Origin of the sequence: Massilia soli, assembly GCF_016809835.1 — a bacterium.
GTDB lineage: Bacteria > Pseudomonadota > Gammaproteobacteria > Burkholderiales > Burkholderiaceae_D > Telluria_A > Telluria_A soli.
On the sequence record NZ_JAFBIL020000001.1, the window covers coordinates 62,621 to 78,653 of the forward strand.

15 protein-coding genes are annotated in these 16,033 nt (G+C 63.9%); 6 read left to right on the forward strand and 9 right to left on the reverse strand.

Translation table 11 applies throughout. The features are described 5' to 3' along the window. Window position 1: 1 nt before the first annotated feature. Window positions 2–697 carry an SDR family NAD(P)-dependent oxidoreductase gene (locus I4X03_RS00300; protein WP_223466135.1) on the forward strand — a complete coding sequence of 232 codons (696 nt, stop codon included), beginning with the start codon at window positions 2–4 and terminating at the stop codon, window positions 695–697. A gap of 5 nt (window positions 698–702) precedes the next feature. Here the strand turns inward: I4X03_RS00300 and I4X03_RS00305 are convergent, their stop codons facing one another. The 4 genes from I4X03_RS00305 to I4X03_RS00320 form a co-directional block, all read right to left on the reverse strand. Beyond that, window positions 703–1,689 (reverse strand): NAD(P)/FAD-dependent oxidoreductase, encoded by a 987-nt coding sequence (locus I4X03_RS00305; RefSeq protein WP_223464116.1) that lies wholly within the window; start codon window positions 1,687–1,689, stop codon window positions 703–705. Window positions 1,690–1,719: 30 nt separating this feature from the next. Further along, a complete protein-coding gene (locus I4X03_RS00310) occupies window positions 1,720–1,941 on the reverse strand; it encodes a TIGR02450 family Trp-rich protein (RefSeq protein WP_223464117.1) in 222 nt (73 codons plus the stop codon). 99 nt (window positions 1,942–2,040) lie between these two features. After that, entirely contained in the window at window positions 2,041–4,965 is a 2,925-nt protein-coding gene (locus tag I4X03_RS00315; RefSeq protein WP_223464118.1) for a bifunctional diguanylate cyclase/phosphodiesterase, read from the reverse strand. A gap of 98 nt (window positions 4,966–5,063) precedes the next feature. Continuing rightward, window positions 5,064–7,169, reverse strand: coding sequence for a putative bifunctional diguanylate cyclase/phosphodiesterase (locus tag I4X03_RS00320; protein ID WP_307735322.1), 2,106 nt, complete (start codon window positions 7,167–7,169; stop codon window positions 5,064–5,066). Between the two features lie 253 nt (window positions 7,170–7,422). On the opposite strand from I4X03_RS00320, the gene I4X03_RS00325 reads away from it, so the two are divergent. Beyond that, window positions 7,423–8,127, forward strand: a complete 705-nt coding sequence (locus I4X03_RS00325) for a glutathione binding-like protein (protein ID WP_223464120.1) — start codon at window positions 7,423–7,425, stop codon at window positions 8,125–8,127. Window position 8,128: 1 nt separating this feature from the next. Here the strand turns inward: I4X03_RS00325 and I4X03_RS00330 are convergent, their stop codons facing one another. Together I4X03_RS00330 and I4X03_RS00335 are read right to left on the reverse strand one after the other, a co-directional pair. Continuing rightward, entirely contained in the window at window positions 8,129–8,974 is an 846-nt protein-coding gene (locus tag I4X03_RS00330) for a sugar phosphate isomerase/epimerase family protein (protein ID WP_223464126.1), read from the reverse strand. A 63-nt stretch (window positions 8,975–9,037) separates the two neighbouring features. Continuing rightward, window positions 9,038–10,687 (reverse strand): M28 family metallopeptidase, encoded by a 1,650-nt coding sequence (locus I4X03_RS00335; RefSeq protein ID WP_223464128.1) that lies wholly within the window; start codon window positions 10,685–10,687, stop codon window positions 9,038–9,040. 138 nt (window positions 10,688–10,825) lie between these two features. On the opposite strand from I4X03_RS00335, the gene I4X03_RS00340 reads away from it, so the two are divergent. Then, complete coding sequence (locus tag I4X03_RS00340) at window positions 10,826–11,464, forward strand: CatA-like O-acetyltransferase (protein WP_223464129.1); 639 nt, start codon at window positions 10,826–10,828, stop codon at window positions 11,462–11,464. Here I4X03_RS00340 and I4X03_RS00345 read toward each other — a convergent pair. Next, window positions 11,458–12,426: a MerR family transcriptional regulator gene (locus I4X03_RS00345; protein WP_223464130.1), complete on the reverse strand. Its 969-nt coding sequence runs from the start codon at window positions 12,424–12,426 to the stop codon at window positions 11,458–11,460. The genes I4X03_RS00340 and I4X03_RS00345 overlap by 7 nt on opposite strands. A gap of 158 nt (window positions 12,427–12,584) precedes the next feature. On the opposite strand from I4X03_RS00345, the gene I4X03_RS00350 reads away from it, so the two are divergent. After that, window positions 12,585–13,040, forward strand: a complete 456-nt coding sequence (locus I4X03_RS00350; RefSeq protein ID WP_223464131.1) for a fasciclin domain-containing protein — start codon at window positions 12,585–12,587, stop codon at window positions 13,038–13,040. A 195-nt stretch (window positions 13,041–13,235) separates the two neighbouring features. Then, window positions 13,236–13,772 (forward strand): pyridoxamine 5'-phosphate oxidase family protein, encoded by a 537-nt coding sequence (locus I4X03_RS00355; protein ID WP_223464132.1) that lies wholly within the window; start codon window positions 13,236–13,238, stop codon window positions 13,770–13,772. 34 nt (window positions 13,773–13,806) lie between these two features. Here the strand turns inward: I4X03_RS00355 and I4X03_RS00360 are convergent, their stop codons facing one another. Next, window positions 13,807–14,667: a DUF817 domain-containing protein gene (locus I4X03_RS00360; protein WP_370660483.1), complete on the reverse strand. Its 861-nt coding sequence runs from the start codon at window positions 14,665–14,667 to the stop codon at window positions 13,807–13,809. 334 nt (window positions 14,668–15,001) lie between these two features. Between I4X03_RS00360 and I4X03_RS00365 the strand changes: the two genes are divergently transcribed. After that, complete coding sequence (locus I4X03_RS00365; RefSeq protein WP_223464135.1) at window positions 15,002–15,463, forward strand: host attachment protein; 462 nt, start codon at window positions 15,002–15,004, stop codon at window positions 15,461–15,463. Window positions 15,464–15,471: 8 nt separating this feature from the next. Here the strand turns inward: I4X03_RS00365 and I4X03_RS00370 are convergent, their stop codons facing one another. Then, on the reverse strand, window positions 15,472–16,008 hold the full coding sequence (locus tag I4X03_RS00370; RefSeq protein WP_223464137.1) for a DUF2058 domain-containing protein: 537 nt from the start codon (window positions 16,006–16,008) through the stop codon (window positions 15,472–15,474). Window positions 16,009–16,033: the final 25 nt, after the last annotated feature.

The following is a 16,033-nucleotide window of genomic DNA, read 5'->3' on the forward strand; positions in this document are numbered from 1 at the left end:
GATGGGCAGTCTTCCCGACCAGTATCACGCGCTGGTCATCGGCGCGTCCGGCACCATCGGCGCCGCCTTTGTCGACCTGCTGAACCAGTCGCCGCGCTGCGCATCGGTGTGCGGCCTGCACCGCCATTCGATACCCCGGATCGACTTCGCCGACGAACACAGCGTCGCCGAAGCGGCGCAACAGCTTGCGGCCGGACCACGCTTTGACCTGATCATCAACGCCGCCGGCATGCTGCACAACGAGGCATTCATGCCGGAAAAGCGCCTGGCCGACCTGACGGCCAGGCAAATGCAGGCAACCTTCCAGGCCAATGCCTTCGGACCCGCGCTGTTGCTGCGCTACTTCGTGCCGCTGCTGGCCAGTGAACGCGCCATCATGGCGATGCTGTCGGCGAAGGTTGGCAGCATCGGCGACAACCGGCTGGGCGGCTGGTACAGCTACCGCGCTTCCAAGGCCGCCCTGAACATGCTGGTAAAAACCGCGGCCATCGAAGTTGCCCGCAACCAGAAGAACAGCGTGCTGGTCGCGCTGCATCCGGGCACGGTCAACTCCCGCCTGTCGAAGCCCTTCCGCGGCGAATCCATCGGCCGCCGCGCCCACGATGCCGCCAGCGACATGCTGGACGTGCTCGATGCGCTCACGCCGGCCGACAGCGGTTCGTTCAAGTCGTACAACGGCGCCGACCTGCCCTGGTAGGGCAGCTATGCCGGCCCTTGGGCAATGCGCTGCGCCAACGCGCGTCCGCTCAACCAGGCCGCCTCGACGGTTCCGCCGTTGAGCCAGTCGCCGCACATGCCCACGCCCAGCCCGGCGTCCCAGCTGCATGCCTCGGTACGGCTGGTGGCGGTGCTGGCGTAGCGCCAGCGATGCACATTCCAGTGCTGCGGCGCCGGACCGCCCAGTTCGGCAAATGCCGGCAGCAGCTGCGCGGCAACGCCGTCGGCATCAAGCGCCATGTGCGCTTCGCTCCATGCGGCGCTGGCGTGCAGCAGCCAGCTCTCGGTGCCGTCGCGGCCCGGCTTGGCACTGTCGCGGGCCACCCAGCGCAGCGGGCCGCGGTTGACGAAGGCGGCCTCGAATCCAAGCGCCAGCGGCGCGGCGTACTGCAGCATCATGGCCCAGCAGCCTTGCATGCTGGTTTCATCGGCCAGCGCGGCTTGTCGCGGCGCCACCGCGCGCAGCAACGGCCCGGCTTGCGGCGCTGGCACTGCCAGCACCACCGCATCGTAGACATCCCCAAACGCGCCGATGTCCTGCGCGTGCAAGCGCCAGCCGGTGGACGCGCGTTGCAGTTCGCTGATCGCCGCACCGCTGCGCAGCGCCAGCGTCGACGCCAGCAAGGCGGCCGGCGCGGTCATGCGCGGCGTGCCGACGAAGCGTTCGGCAGGGTCGGCAACTGCGCTGCTGCCGTCGGCATCGAAGCGCCGCAGCGCGGGAAACCACTGCGCGGCCGCGCCAGCCTGCTCCCAGCGCGCCACCTCGGCGCGGAAACCGGTATCGCGCGCGGTGAAATACTGGGCGCCGTGGTCGCATTGCCAGCCGTCGCCGCGCCGCGTGCTCATGCGGCCGGCAGGACCGCGGCTCTTGTCGAAGATGCTCACGCGAAAACCTGCCTGCTGCAGCGCGGTGGCGCATGACAAGCCAGCCATGCCGGCGCCAATGACGGCGATGTGGGGAGGAGAAGTCATGCGTGTCCTGGGTGGTGTTGAGCGCGCGGTTTAGCGCCAGCCTCGCCGCCATTGGGCAGCGTCGTTCAGCTCGCGCCAGCGCAAGGTGAAGCTGCGCCCGCTGAGCACGGCTTCCATCGTGATGCTGTCGACCTGCGTGCCCGGCGCTTCCGGCGCGATCAGCGCGGTAACGATGAAATGCTTTTCCTTGTTGACCGGGACGGCCGCCGTCCACTTGCTGCGTAGCAGCTTTGTCGCGACGTGAACCTTCATGGACCGCCTCTCGAACATGGCGTTCGATTATAGCGCGCGCGATGCCGGCGATCAGGCCGTGCAGCGGCAGGTGCGGTTCAATTCCTGTTCATGACGGCGTCAGTGCGCCAGCCGCATCTCGATGCGGTCGATGACATGGCGCACGTCTTCCGGCGGCACGGGCGGACTGAAGAAATACCCCTGGCCAATATGGCAGCCATGCGCCTGCAGCCAGTTCATCTGCTCCCGGGTTTCCACGCCTTCGGCCACGATCACCATTTTCAGCGCCAGCCCCATGGCCACGATGGCCTCGGTCAGGGTTTCGGCGTTCGGATCCTGCAACATGCTGTGGGTAAAGGATTGGTCGATCTTGAGACACTGCAGCGGCAGCTGGCGCAAATAGCTGAGCGAGGAAAAGCCCGTGCCGAAGTCGTCCAGCGCGGTAGCGATGCCGTTGTCGTTGAGGTCGCGCAGCACGCTCTGGGTCGGCGCCAGCTCGCGCATGATGCACGACTCGGTGACCTCGATTTCGAGCGCGTCGGGCGGCACGCCGTAGTCGCGCAACAACTGCGTCAGGTACACGACCAGGTTCGGCGACAGGATATCGACCGTCGACAGGTTGATCGACACCGGCAGCCGGGCCATGTCGCCGGTGCGCCAGCGCGCCTGTTCGGCGATGGCGCTGCGCATCACCCAGCGGTCGATCGCGATGATCTGGTCGCTATGCTCGGCAATCGGAATGAAGGCCGCCGGGCTGTTCTGGCCGCGGGTCGGGTGGTTCCAGCGCACCAGCGCTTCGAGGCCGACCACTTTATGGCTGTTGAGGTCAACCTTCGGCTGGAACACCAGCGACAGCTGGTCGCGCTCCACCGCTTCGTTCAGGTCGCGCTCAAGCAGGTAATACGCCAGCTGGTCCGATGCCATCGCCAGCTCGAACACCACGCTGCGCGAGCGCCCCAGCGCCTTGGCCTGGTACAGGGCCAGGTCGGCATGGCGCAGCAGCTCGCTGACGGTGCGGCCGTGGCCAGGCGGAATCGCAATGCCCACCGATATCCCGAGCCGCAGTTCCTGTCCATTGATGTGGAACGGGCCCGATACCGCCTGGTGCAAGCGCTCGGCAAACGTCAGGGCGATCGCGGCACTGGGGTGCGGTATCTGCAACAGCAGCAGGAATTCATCGCCACCCAGCCGCGCCAGCAAGTCGAACTCGCGCACCACCGCCTTCAGCCTGGCGGTGAGCTGCTGCAGCACCTGGTCGCCGGTTTCATGGCCGTAGGTGTCATTCACTTTCTTGAAGTGGTCCAGGTCCAGCAACATCAGCGCGGTATTGAACTGGCCGTCTTCGAGGCGCCGGGCGACCTCGTCCTCCATCGCCCGGCGGTTGTACAGCCCGGTCAGGTGGTCATGGTGGGCGCGCCAGTGCAGGGTTTCCTGCAGCTTGCGGTTCACTTGCAGCTTGTTCACCTCGCTCAGGATGCGCAACAGGCTTTGCAAACCTTCCGCGTCCATCGGCGACCACGGATCGGAATGCCCTTTGACCTGCTGCTGCCAGATGGCGAACGAGCGGCGCGGCTCGAGCCGAACCCGGCCGTCCGGCAAGGTCACCCTCTCCTTGGCGGGCTGGCCGCCCCAATGCACTTGCTGCACCACCTCGCGCCGCGTCACGAAGCAGAAAATGCCTTCTTCTTCATAGCGGTGCGCCACCAGCATTCCGGCCGCGTCCGGCAGAGACGCCAGCGCCGGCCGTTCTCCCGTCAGCAGGTCGTCCCGCATGCGCACGTCCGGGGTGCGCTCTTGCATGTCGAGGGTGGCCCGGACCTCATCGACGATCTGGTGCGGCGAGCCGTGCCGGCCCTCCCCGCCCACATACACCAGCGAGCCGATCTGCACGCCGAGGTTGGTCGCGTCGAAGGCCCGCAGCAGATGCGGCAGCCAGACGTCGAGCACGATGGGAATGTCGCCGTCCTGCAGCAGCACCTGGTTGAAATGGTTGAGCAGGCGGTCGAGCGCGAGGCGCCGGCGCACGCTTTCCAGGTTGAGGAAAGCGGCAATGCGCATGGTGGCGATTTCCGCCAGCAGGTCGCAAGCCTGGCGCAATCCTGAGCGGATATGGCGCGGCGGCGTCATTGCCTGGTGATGATGGCAGGCGATCAGCCCCCACAGCGTGCCCTCGCAGACGATGGACATGGTCATGGTGGCGCGCACGCCCATGTTGCGCAGGTAAACCAGATGCACCGGCGACAAGCCGCGCAGTATGCAATGGCTCTGGTCGAGCTGCGCGCCGTCGGGCAAGGTGGGGGGCAGCAGCGGATCCATCGCGGCCTCGACATCGGCCAGCAAGCGCAGCTTGTTGGTCAGGTACAGCGCCCGCGCCTGGCTTGGGATGTCCGAGGCCGGAAAGCGCAAGCCAAGGTACTTGGTCTGGTAACCGGCCGAGGTATGCTCGGCAACGACTTCGCCGCAGCCGTCAGGCAGGAAGCGGTAGATCATCACGCGGTCGAAACCGCTGAATTGCTGGATCGCCTGGGTCGCTTCGTCCAGGAACTCGCCGAGGCTTTCAGCGTGCCGCAGGCGCGCCACCACGTCGGCGAAATCGCCGAATGCCTGGCTCTGGCGGGCGGCATCGTCGATGTCGCCCGCCACCGGCAGCCATTCAAGCAGCGCCAGCGCGCCGAGCCGGTGGCCGAGACACTCCCAGTGAGCGGCCACCTGCTGCGCATCGGCCGGACTGGTCTGTTCGATGCGCAGGCGCAGCCGCAGGCCGACGCAATGCGAGGTCGGCAGCGCGGCGAGGTCGGGCGGGCCGGAGGCTTCCAGGCCCGCCACCCAGTCGGACAGCGCTGCGTTGACGAGCCTGGCGGGGTCGCCCAGGCCCGGCCAATGGCGCACAATGCCGGCCGACACTTGCACAATGTGTTGGCTGGCCAGGTCGACGACCATCAGGAAACCATACGCCTGCACCGTACCCAGCAGCTGTATCGGTTCGTCGGCGCAGGATTTCTCCAGCTCTGCCGAAATGGTGTCGCCATGCCCGCCCGAATTCATGCGCCGCGCCTCCCTGGCTTTTGCAGGAACCAACAAGGATTGAGACCGGCGCCACAGGCGATGGTTCCGGGCGCGGCGGCCCGGAGAATGGCCGTACGCTAGACGGCGCGCAGCAACGGCGCCTCGGTCAACATGGCGCCGCGCAGCATTGCCTCGAACTCGCCGGCCGGCAGTGGCTTGCTGCGCAGGTAGCCCTGGTATTGATCGCAGCCGAGTTCGCGCAGGTAGTCCAGCTGTTCCTTGGTCTCCACGCCTTCGGCGATCACTTCCAGGCGCAGGCTGTGCGCCAGCGCGATCACCGAACGCACGATGGCGGCGTCGTCCGCGTTCGAACTGATGTCACGCACGAACGAGCGGTCGATCTTGAGCGTATCGAGACGGAACTGTTTCAGGTAGCCCAGGCTGGAATAGCCGGTGCCAAAATCGTCGACCGAAATATGGATGCCCTGGGCATGCAGGCGCTCAAGGATCTGCGCCGCCTCGGCCGGATTGTGCATGACCACGCTTTCGGTCACTTCCAGCTCCAGGCAGGCACCATCGAGGCCGGTTTCAAGCAGCACGGCGGCGACAAATTCGGGCAGGTCCTTCTGGCGGAACTGGTAGGCCGACAGGTTGACCGCGACGCGCAGGTGCGGCAAGCCATCGCGTTGCCAGGCGCGGTTCTGCCGGCAAGCTTCGCGCAGCACCCAGGCGCCGAGCGGGATGATCAGGCCGATCTCTTCGCTGACCGCGATGAACTCGTTGGGCGGGACCAGGCCGCGCTCAGGGCTGCGCCAGCGCACCAGCGCTTCCATCGCCATCACCGCGCCGCTCGCCACATTGATCTTCGGCTGGTAATGCAACTCGAATTCATCGTTCTCCAGCGCGCGGCGCAGTTGCTGTTCGAGCAGCAGGCGCGCGCCGGCGGCGGCGTTCATTTCCGGCGCAAAGAACTGATGGTTGGCGCGGCCCATTTTCTTGGCGTGGTACATCGCGCTGTCGGCATTGCTCATCAGCTCGCGCAGCGTGGTTCCGTCGTTCGGGAACATGCTGATGCCGATGCTCACCGACACGCTCTGCTGCTGCTCTTCGATCACGATCGGCAGGGCTAGCGTATCGAGCAACTTCTGGGCAATGTTGGCCGCGACCGTAGGACCGGCCACTTCGCCCAGCAGCACCACGAATTCGTCGCCGCCGAGCCGCGCCACGGTATCTTCGGCGCGCAGGCAGCCGGTCAGCCGCGTGGCGACGCCCTGCAGCAGCTTGTCGCCGTAATGGTGTCCGAGCGAATCGTTGATCGTTTTGAAGCGGTCGAGGTCGAGGAACATCAGCGCAAAACGCTTGTTGTTGCGCTCGCCCGTGGCGATCGCCTGTTCGATCCGGTCTTCCAGCAGGCTGCGGTTAGGCAAGCGGGTCAGGGCGTCATGCAGGGCAAGGTGGTGCAGCTGGCGGTTGGCGTGGCTGAGCGAATGCACCAGCCTGGCGGTGCGCGCAGCCAGGCGCGAATCGACCACCGACAGCAGCAAGGTAATTGTCAGCAAGGTCAGCGCGGCGGCGCCGACCAGTACGCCCAGCAGGTCGTTGTCGATGCCGCCCGCCGCCATGCAAATGCTGCCCGCGGTGAAGCGCGCCGCCTCCATCCCGGTGTAGTGCATGGTGATGATCGCCATACCCATGATCACGGCGGCGCCGGCTTTCTTGGTATGGCCCAGCATCGACTGGTCGGTGCGCAAGGTAAACGCAAGCCACAGCGCGGCAATGGATGCCACAATCGCAATCACGATCGACAGGCCGACGATCGGGTAGTCGTAGTCGATCGCCGGATTCATCTGCATGGCGTGCATGCCGGTATAGTGCATCGCGCCTATGCCCAAACCCATCAGCAAGCCGCCGATCAGGAAGTGCGAACGGCTGACGGTGGGCCGGGTGACGATGCGCAGCGCGAAGGCCGATACCAAAATCGCTACCAGCAACGACAGCGCGGTGATCCACAAATCGTAGCTCATGCGGATCGGCAAGTTATAGGCGAGCATGCCGATAAAATGCATCGACCAGATGCCGCCACCCATCGCGACGGCGCCGCCGCCCAGCCACAGCAAACTGGCCAGGCCCTTGGTCTCGGCAACGCGGCCGGTCAGGTTCAAGGCGGTATACGACGCCAGCATCGCGACGACGATGGAAAGCAGCACGAAGCCAGTATGATAGTTGCCAGCGAGATAAGACAAGTGAGGATCCTGTGGATAGGGACCATGCGGCGAACGGTCCTGAAAGGACATTGTGGCATCGGGGGTTAGCCGAGTGTTGCCCAGTTACACTTTATGTTGCCAAGTGTGGCGTTCCGGCGGCATGTTGAGCTGATATCCGTCCAATTGTAATCATCACTCAAGACGACGCGCTCACCTTCGGTAACTTTCCGGTCGCCTGCGAGGGCGCGCCAATTCAACGATAATCATTGTCATTACTCACAGGAGAATGACTATGACCGGTGTCGCCGACTTCCCGATTCATGCCAAATGGCCCGCCAGTTTTCCCGACCGCATCCAGCTGTATTCGCTGCCAACGCCAAATGGCGTCAAGGCATCGATCATGCTCGAAGAGACGGGCCTTGCCTACGAACCGCACCTGGTGAACTTCGACACCAACGATCAGTTGTCGCCGGAATTCATCTCGCTCAACCCCAACAACAAGATTCCAGCGATGATCGACCCCGACGGCCCGGGCGGCAAACCGCTGGCCCTGTTCGAGTCCGGCGCCATCCTGATGTATTTGGCCGAGAAGAGCGGCAAGCTGTTGCCGCAGGACGCAGGCGAGCGTTATCAGACGCTGCAGTGGGTGATGTTCCAGATGGGGGGCATAGGCCCGATGTTCGGCCAGCTTGGCTTCTTCCACAAGTTTGCCGGCAAAGACTACGACGACAAGCGCCCGCGCGACCGCTACCTGGCCGAAACGGTGCGCCTGCTTGGCGTGCTGGAGCGCCACCTCGAAGGGCGCCAGTGGATGATGGGCGACCAGTACACCATCGCCGACATCGCCATCTTCCCCTGGGTGCGCAACCTTGTGGGTTTTTACGGCGCAGGCGAGCTGGTCGGCATCGACAAGTTCCCCAACGTGCAGCGCGTGGTGGCCGCATTTGCCGCGCGGCCCGCGGTCGCGCGCGGCCTGAACATCCCGGCCCGGCCGTAACCTAGTGCGCCGCCAGCGCGGCACGCAAGCCGCGCAGCGAGGCGCCCACGGCCTCGACCTGGCCCATCCCGTCCGGGTATTCCTCCTGCTCGATAATCAGCCAGGCGGTGCCGCCGATGCTGGTGGCCGCCGCCGTCAGGCCGGCCCAGTTGGTACGGTCCTGGCCGATGATCGGGGTGCCGCTGGTGCCTGCTGCGAACTTGGCCTTGTAGTGCAGGCTGACCGAGCGGCCCGGGTAGCGCCTGACATAGGCCACCGGGTCCTTGCCCGCAAACGTCGTCCAGCCGACGTCTTGCTGCAGGATCACCTGCGCGGGCGTGCCCCTGGCCAGGATATCCCAAGGGGTGTTTCCCACGCTGCCCGCCATCTCTTCGGCATGGTTATGGTAGCCGATGCGCATGCCGAGCGCGGCCAGCCGCGCCGCCAGCGCGCTCAGTTCAACGGCCACTTGCGGGCTGCCCTCGACACTCAGCGCGCGCCGCTCCCAGGGGACGATCAGGTCGTTGCAGCCGAGGGTTCGATAGAAGCGCGTGGTTGTGCCGAAGCCGGCGCCGCTCAACTGGGCGAGGCCGACGTGGGCACTGGCGCAGCGCAAGCCGGCCTTGTCGAGGAATGCGCGCAGCGCCGCGGGATCGTCGCCGTAGCGGCCGAACTCGCCGGCGAACTCGACGCCCTGGAATCCGAGCGCGGCCAGCCTGGCCAGGGTACCCTCGAAGTCTTGCTTGATTTCGTCCTTGACCGACCAGAGCTGGACGCCGATGCGCGGATTAAACGGCGCCGCCGTGCCGGCGGTGCCCGCACAACCCAACAGCATGGACAGCACCAGTAACAATGCGGATCGCTTCATCGTCGTCACTCCCTGAATGCAAACGCCACCTTGGAAGGTGGCGTCTGGTGTTAAGCGGGCTGGTTACTTGCGCTCGGCTGCCGACTTGTCGCGCGCCGCGCGGAACTCGGAATCGGCCGACCAGTTCGGCCACGTCGTGCCGTTGGCCAGGTCCATTCCCAGTCCATACAGCACTTCAAGGTCGCGCGCCATGCCGGTGAAGGTCCACTTCGGATTGAATTCATCGGCCGGCTGGTGATACGCCTTCTCGGTGTACTCGGCTTCCGACGCCTGGCCGGCTTTGACGCCGCCCTCGATCCAGTCATTGCCGGAACCGAAAGAAATCGCCGGCACGCCGCGCTTGGCGAACGGGAAGTGGTCGGAGCGGAAGAAGTAGCCTGCCTCAGGTTTCGGGTCCGGCGCGTAGGCGATGTTCCACTTCTTGGCCTTGGCAACGAGCAAGTCGACCAGGTCCATTTTGGCGCTGCCCGAAATGTTGAAGTTACGCGCAGGTCCGTACGGGCTCAGCGCATCCATGTTGATGACCGCAACCGTCGACGCCAGCGGGTACAGCGGGTTCGACGCGTAGTACTCGGAACCGAGCAGGCCTTTTTCTTCCGCCGTCACCGCGAGGAACACCACGCTGCGTTGCGGCGCGGGCTGCCGGGCGTAGACGCGCGCCATTTCAAGCATGGCGGCAATGCCGGTGGCGTTGTCGACCGCGCCGTTATAGATCTTGTCGCCCTTGGCGTCCGGCTGGCCGACGCCAAGGTGATCCCAGTGGCCGCTGTACATCACGTACTGCTTCGGATACTTGCTGCCTTCGCGGATCGCGACCACGTTCTTCGACTTGATCACTTGCGCATCGACGGCGTAGTTGGCCGACAGGGTCACGCCCTTGAGTTCCATGGGCCTGAATTCGCGCGTCTGGGCCTGCTTCTTGGCCGCTTCGAAATCGAGGCCGGCGGCCTTGAACATCGCGGCCGCGAGGTCGCGCTGGATCCATGCTTCCATCGGCGCGTGCGACTTGGCCGGCTCCTTGCGCACCACGTCGTACATGACGTTGGTATTGGAGTTCTTGACCGTCGGCCAGCCGTACGACGCGGGCGCGGTCTCATGCACGATGATGGTGCCGAGCGCGCCGCGGCGCGCCATTTCTTCAAACTTGTAGGTCCAGCGGCCATAGTAGGTCATGGCCTTGCCGCCGAATTCGCCCTTGCCGGTTTCAAAGTCCGGGTCGTTGATCAGCACCACGGCCAGCTTGCCCTTCAGGTCCATGCCCTTGAAGTCATCCCACTTGCGCTCGGGCGCGGTGACACCGTAGCCGACGAACACCAGCGGCGCGTTCTTGAAGTCGACCAGCTTGGCGCCGCTCATCGAGGCGCGCACGGCCATGTCGTCGCCCTGCGCGAGCTGGCGCGTGTTCTTGCCCTCGGCCAGGGTCAGCTTGACCGGCCCCTTGATCTCGAAGCGGCCCAGCGGCACGTCCTGGGTCCAGCTGCGCTTGCCGCCCGACAGGTCGCCGCCCGGCTGCATGCCGGCGGCCTTGAACTGTTCGACCAGGTAATTGACGGTCTTGGTTTCGCCGGCGGTATTCGGTCCGCGGCCTTCAAATGCGTCGGAGGACAGTACCTTGACGTCGCGCGACAAGCGCTGGGGATCGAATGTCGGCGCATCGGCGGCTTGCGCGGAGGCGGTGGCGAGGGTCAGCAGGACCAGGGTGGCGTTTTTCAATGCGGGTCTCCATTGGGTAAAAATCGCAAGATGGCACAGTACCATAATGAATGCTGAGCAAGCATGGCTGTTCGGCAACAGCGATCTTGAATTGCTGGATAATACGCCATTGAGCATGATTGGAAAGAGCAGGACCGCATGATGAATTTTGAACGCCGGCGCGACCGCTTTGAATTGTTCGACAGCATGGACAGCCCTGCCGTCAACCTGAGCTTCACCTTGGAGTTGCCGGACTTTCGGCCCTGGTGCAAGGCGCAAGGCTTGCCGCCGTTTCACGTACTGCTGTTTGCCGTGCTGAACGCCGTGCTGAAAGTCGAAAACTTCCGCTACCGCATTTTTGAAGGGGAGGTGATCCGCATCGACCGGCTCACCCCGTCCTATACCGTGGTCAACCAGCACCACGACCTGAACTTCGCCCAGTTCGCCTGGTCCGATGAGTTGCGCGAATTTGTCGCGCGCAGCCTGGCGGCGCGCGACCAGGCCAGCAACATGGCTGCGCTGAACGACACCTACCAGGGCATGTCGCCGCGCGAATGCAAGAACCAGGTGTTTGTCACCTGCATTCCCTGGCTCGACTTTACCTCGATCCAGCATCCCGCGGCATCGCTCGGCTGCCCCGACGTTCCTTCACTGGCCTGGGGCAAATTCCGGTACGGCGGCAACGGCCGCCTGCAGCTGCCGTTTTCGGTGCAAGCGCATCACGGCTTTGTCGATGGCTACCATATCCATCAACTGGCGCAGACGATCGCCGCCGAACTGAAGCAGCTGATTCAGTAACGCCGATCCTTGTCGAGGCCTTCGGCAAGCGCCAGCTTTTCCATCGCGCCCTCGAGGATCGTGCGCGCGGCCCCAGCGGCGTATTGCAGCTCCGCATGCAGCCTTGCATCGGCCTCGTTGCGCGACGCGCACTGCGCGCTGTAGCGTTCAAAGCTGCCGACCATCATCAGCAGATCGGACAGGTGGCGCGGGCACTCGCACTCCAGGCTGGTGCCGGCGGCAGCGTACGCAGCGAGCCGGGCGTCATCGAAACGGCGCGGGGCAATCGCCTCGCGCACTGGCGCTGCTGCCAGCTGGGTGCCGGCCGATGCGCTGCGGCACAGCATCAGCAGCTCGCCAATTTCCGCCGGGACCCGCGCCACCAGGCAACCATGCGAGCGCAATTCGCGAATCGTCGCGCTGGCGCAGAAGCGGTACAGCACCAGCGTGGCACCGGCCCCCGTGTGATCGCGCAAGGCCGCGATCAGCGGCACCGCCGGGGCATCGAGCTCCGACACTTCGATCAGCAACACGTCAGGCCGGGTAGCGCGCAGGCTGGCTGGCGCCTGGTCCAGCGTGTCGCAGCCGCGCAGCACCTCGAGCTGGCTGGCGTGCTGGCCTTCAGCGGCGATGCGGCGGCGCAAGCCCTCGCCCACGACCGCGACGCGCACCGGCCCGGCGTTCTGGGCCTTGCCCGCCGCTGGCGCCGCCACCAGCGCGCCCAGCTGCTCGACAGGCAAGCCGGCGATCGAGCCGATTGGATGGCCCTGGTCCACCAGCTGTTTCAACAGGCCCAGGCGCCTGACCTGCTCGGCCGAATAGAGCCGCTGTCCATGCTCCGAACGGTGGGTGTCGGACAGTCCGTAACGCCGTTCCCAGACACGCAGGGTTTCGACCGGAAGACCTGCCAGTCGTGCCGCCACGCCGCTTCGGTAGGCCGGCGGCGACTCCGGGGCACTGGTTTGTTTTGAAATATTTTTCATTCTAATGACCCGATATTGAACCGCTAATGCCCCAATATTATCGCGTCATCAATCGAACGCCAAGATGTTTCGGCGCATACTTTACTCACACAACGGTTCAAAGTCTGTACAAAACCGTTTTTAGCGATGTCGTTTAATTTACCAACCAGGAGCTTGTGATGAAAAAAGTTTTGATGGCAGTTTCCATGTCCCTCGCCTTCGGCGCAGCGCAAGCGGCCGATATCGTCGACACCGCCAAGTCGGCCGGCACTTTCAACACCCTGATCGCAGCAGTGGAAGCGGCAGGACTGGTCGATACGCTCAAGGGTCCGGGGCCGTTCACCGTATTCGCGCCGACGGACAAGGCATTTGCCAAGATCCCGAAAGCCAAGCTCGATGCGCTGCTGAAGGACAAGGCCGCACTGACCAAGGTCCTGACCTACCACGTGGTGCCAGGCAAGGTCATGGCCGCGGACGTCAAGCCGGGCGCCGTGAAGTCGGTCGAAGGCAGCAACCTGACCGTCAGCATGATGGGCAACAAGGTTCGCCTCGACAAGGCCACCGTGACGCAGACCGATATTGCCGCCGACAACGGCGTGATTCACGTCATCGATACGGTCGTGATGCCCAAGTAAGTTCAACAGGATGGCCGGGCGCGCCTGCCCGGCCAATGGCGTTACCGCTGATCAGCGTCCGCCTTAAATGTTCACCCTGCAACGGCGCGAATGCGCGCCATCGGTTAGTCATCCAACACTTGCCGCCTCACCGGCTGGGTACGATGTGGTTCAAAGACGCGTTGGTATGGTCCAAGCGCATACAGGAGGAACAAGATGGATTCAATCAACAAAGAGCAGCCGGAACACAATATGGAAAATCTTTCCGGTGCAAAGGCGATCGAGAAATTGACGGAACTGGCCAAGGAAGCGGAAACCTGCTTCTTCTGCACCACGGCGGGCCTCGGCGGCAGCGCGGGTGTGCGCCCGATGAGCGTTCAGCAGGTCGATGAGCAGGGCAACCTGTGGTTCCTCAGCGCCAGCGACAGCCACAAGAACGCCGAAATTGAAGCCGACCCGTCGGTGAAGCTGTTCTTCCAGGGCTCGAAGCACGCCGAATTTTTGAGCATGGAAGGCCGCGCCAGCATTTCGCGCGACAAGACCAAAATCAAGGAACTGTGGAACTTCGTTCTGAAGACCTGGTTCACCGAGGGCGAGGACGATGCGCGCATCACGGTCATCAAGGTTGAGCCAACGCACGGCTACTATTGGGACAACAAGCACGGCACGGCGATTGCCGGCGCCAAGATGCTGATTGGAGCAACGATCGGCGTCACGCTCGACGACTCCATCGAAGGGCAACTGCGCGTGTAAGCAACAACGCCGCCTTCCGGTGGCGCATTGCCGGCTACTCGACGCTGCCGGACGAGCCGCGGCGCCAGCCGTCATGCCAGCTGCGCTCGGACACGTGGATCTTCGACTTCACGTGCTTGAGGTTGGCCACAATCGTGAACGTCATGATCACCATCAGCGACCACGAGCTCCACTTGCTGACATGAACCAGCGACCACGCGCCGAGCTGGTTCGGATAGCGCCACACGCCCCAGAAGGTGCCGATGTTTTCGGCCAGCCAGACGAAGAAGCCGATCAGCACGAAGCCCAGCATCAGCGGCATCTGGCGGTCGCGGTCCAGCGGTCGGTACACCACCGACGTACGCAGATACAGCAGCAGCGCGCAGCCCGCAAGATACCAGCGGTAATCGCCGATGTAATGGTGGGTGAAGAAGTTGGCATAAATAAGGATGGCCACCGTGGCCGCCATCCAGTACGGCGGATGGTGGCGGATGCGCAGGTCGAACAGGCGCCAGGCCTGGACCACGTAACTGCCCACCGCCGCATACATGAAGCCGGCAAACAGCGGCACGTCGAGCACCTTGGTATGGCCGAAGTCGGGATAACTCCATGACCTGATGCCGTCCGACACCTTGAACGCCTCCAGCGCGAAGCCGACCATGTGAAACAAGCAAATCGCCTTGAGCTCGTCCATGGTTTCGAGCCGCGAACAGACCATCCAGAACTGGATCAGCAGCGCCACTGCCAGCAACACGTCGTAGCGCGGCATGCCCGCAATGCCGCCGCGCGGAATCACCATCATGGCGATGAAAAACAGCCCGACGAACAGGCAGGCGCGCGCATTTTTGATACCGAAATACCAGAACTCGACCAGGCCGCGGCGCCATCCGGAGAGCTCGCGCGCACGCATGTCCATCAGGTGCACATCGAGGGCTGAGAGCGCCCTCATGGCGCCACTGCGCCAAGGCGGGCGGGAACGTTGTAGGGGGTCGCAGCCGTGGTATTTTTCATGTTGGCGTCAAGGAGAGAGACAGATGCTGCGGTCGAAATGATGTCCTGACGAAAACTTACCTTAATTCATAAATCCACGCACGTAAAATTGCCGGCGCGTCGCGAATTTTGAACACCAGCGCGTGCCTAATCGTGCCACCGCCGACAGCGGCATACGATAGACTTGCACAACCGCTCTACACGCAAGCGGTCGCCGGCCTGTCGATATCAATGCGTTCTTTTGACATGGAGGGATACCAATGGATACCGTCTGGATTGTTTCCGCCAACGCTGGCCGGGCCCGGATTTTTGCCGAGTCGAAGCCGGATGGCGCATTGCAGGAAGTCGATAGCCTCGTCAACACGTCGGCGCGCATGCGCGTCAACGAAAAATACACCGACCGGATCGGCCCGCTGGCGGCAGGCCAGAGCAGCCACAACACCGGCGGCGCGCTGCCAAGCACCCAGTACGAACCGCAGCAGACACCGGATGAGCGCGAGGCCGAAGCGTTTGCCAAGGATGTGTCGGCGCGCCTGGTGGCAGGCTTGCGCGAAGGCCAGTTCCAGAAACTGTCGCTGGTCGCCGCGCCCAAGTTCCTTGGCGTGCTGCGCAGCGTTCTCGATCCCGAACTCAAGCAGTTGGTCAACCTTGAGCTCGATAAAGATTACACGCAGTCGAATGCGCAGCAGCTGCGCGAGCAGCTACAAGCGCAGCGGCAGTAGCTTGCCGATTACCACATCAGGTCGTCCGGGATCTGGAAGGCCGCGTATGGATCGTCCTCGTCGACCTCGTTGCTGACCTTCTTGACCCGGACCACCAGCGAGGCATCGCGTTCGGCGATTTTGTCGGCAATGACGCGCGGGACCAGTTCGGTCGCGCCGGCAAGGCAGACGATGACCAGGCGTCCGGCCATCAGGTGCGCCTGCACCGCTGCCGAGACATAGATGCGGTCGATCTTGCTGCCGTGGGTAAAGTTGTAGGCGACATCGCCATTGCCCTTGCTCTGGCGGTTCAGCTTGACCATCTGGGCAATCTGCGCCGCGATGGCTTTCTGCGACGCGGCCGCATCGCGCTGGGCGTTCAGTTCGCGCGCGCGCTCGGCGTTCTTGCGTTGCAGCTCCTGGGCGGCGACCCGCGCTTCGTCGACCGTCACCGTGCCGGTGCGGCGTTCGACCTTCTTCTGTTTGGTCTTATCCTGGTTGACCAGTTTGACCTTGTTTTTGTCGACCAGTCCGGCTTTCAAAAACTGCTCTTGCAAAGAGGCCATGTTTGCTGCTCCCTAATGAAATGGC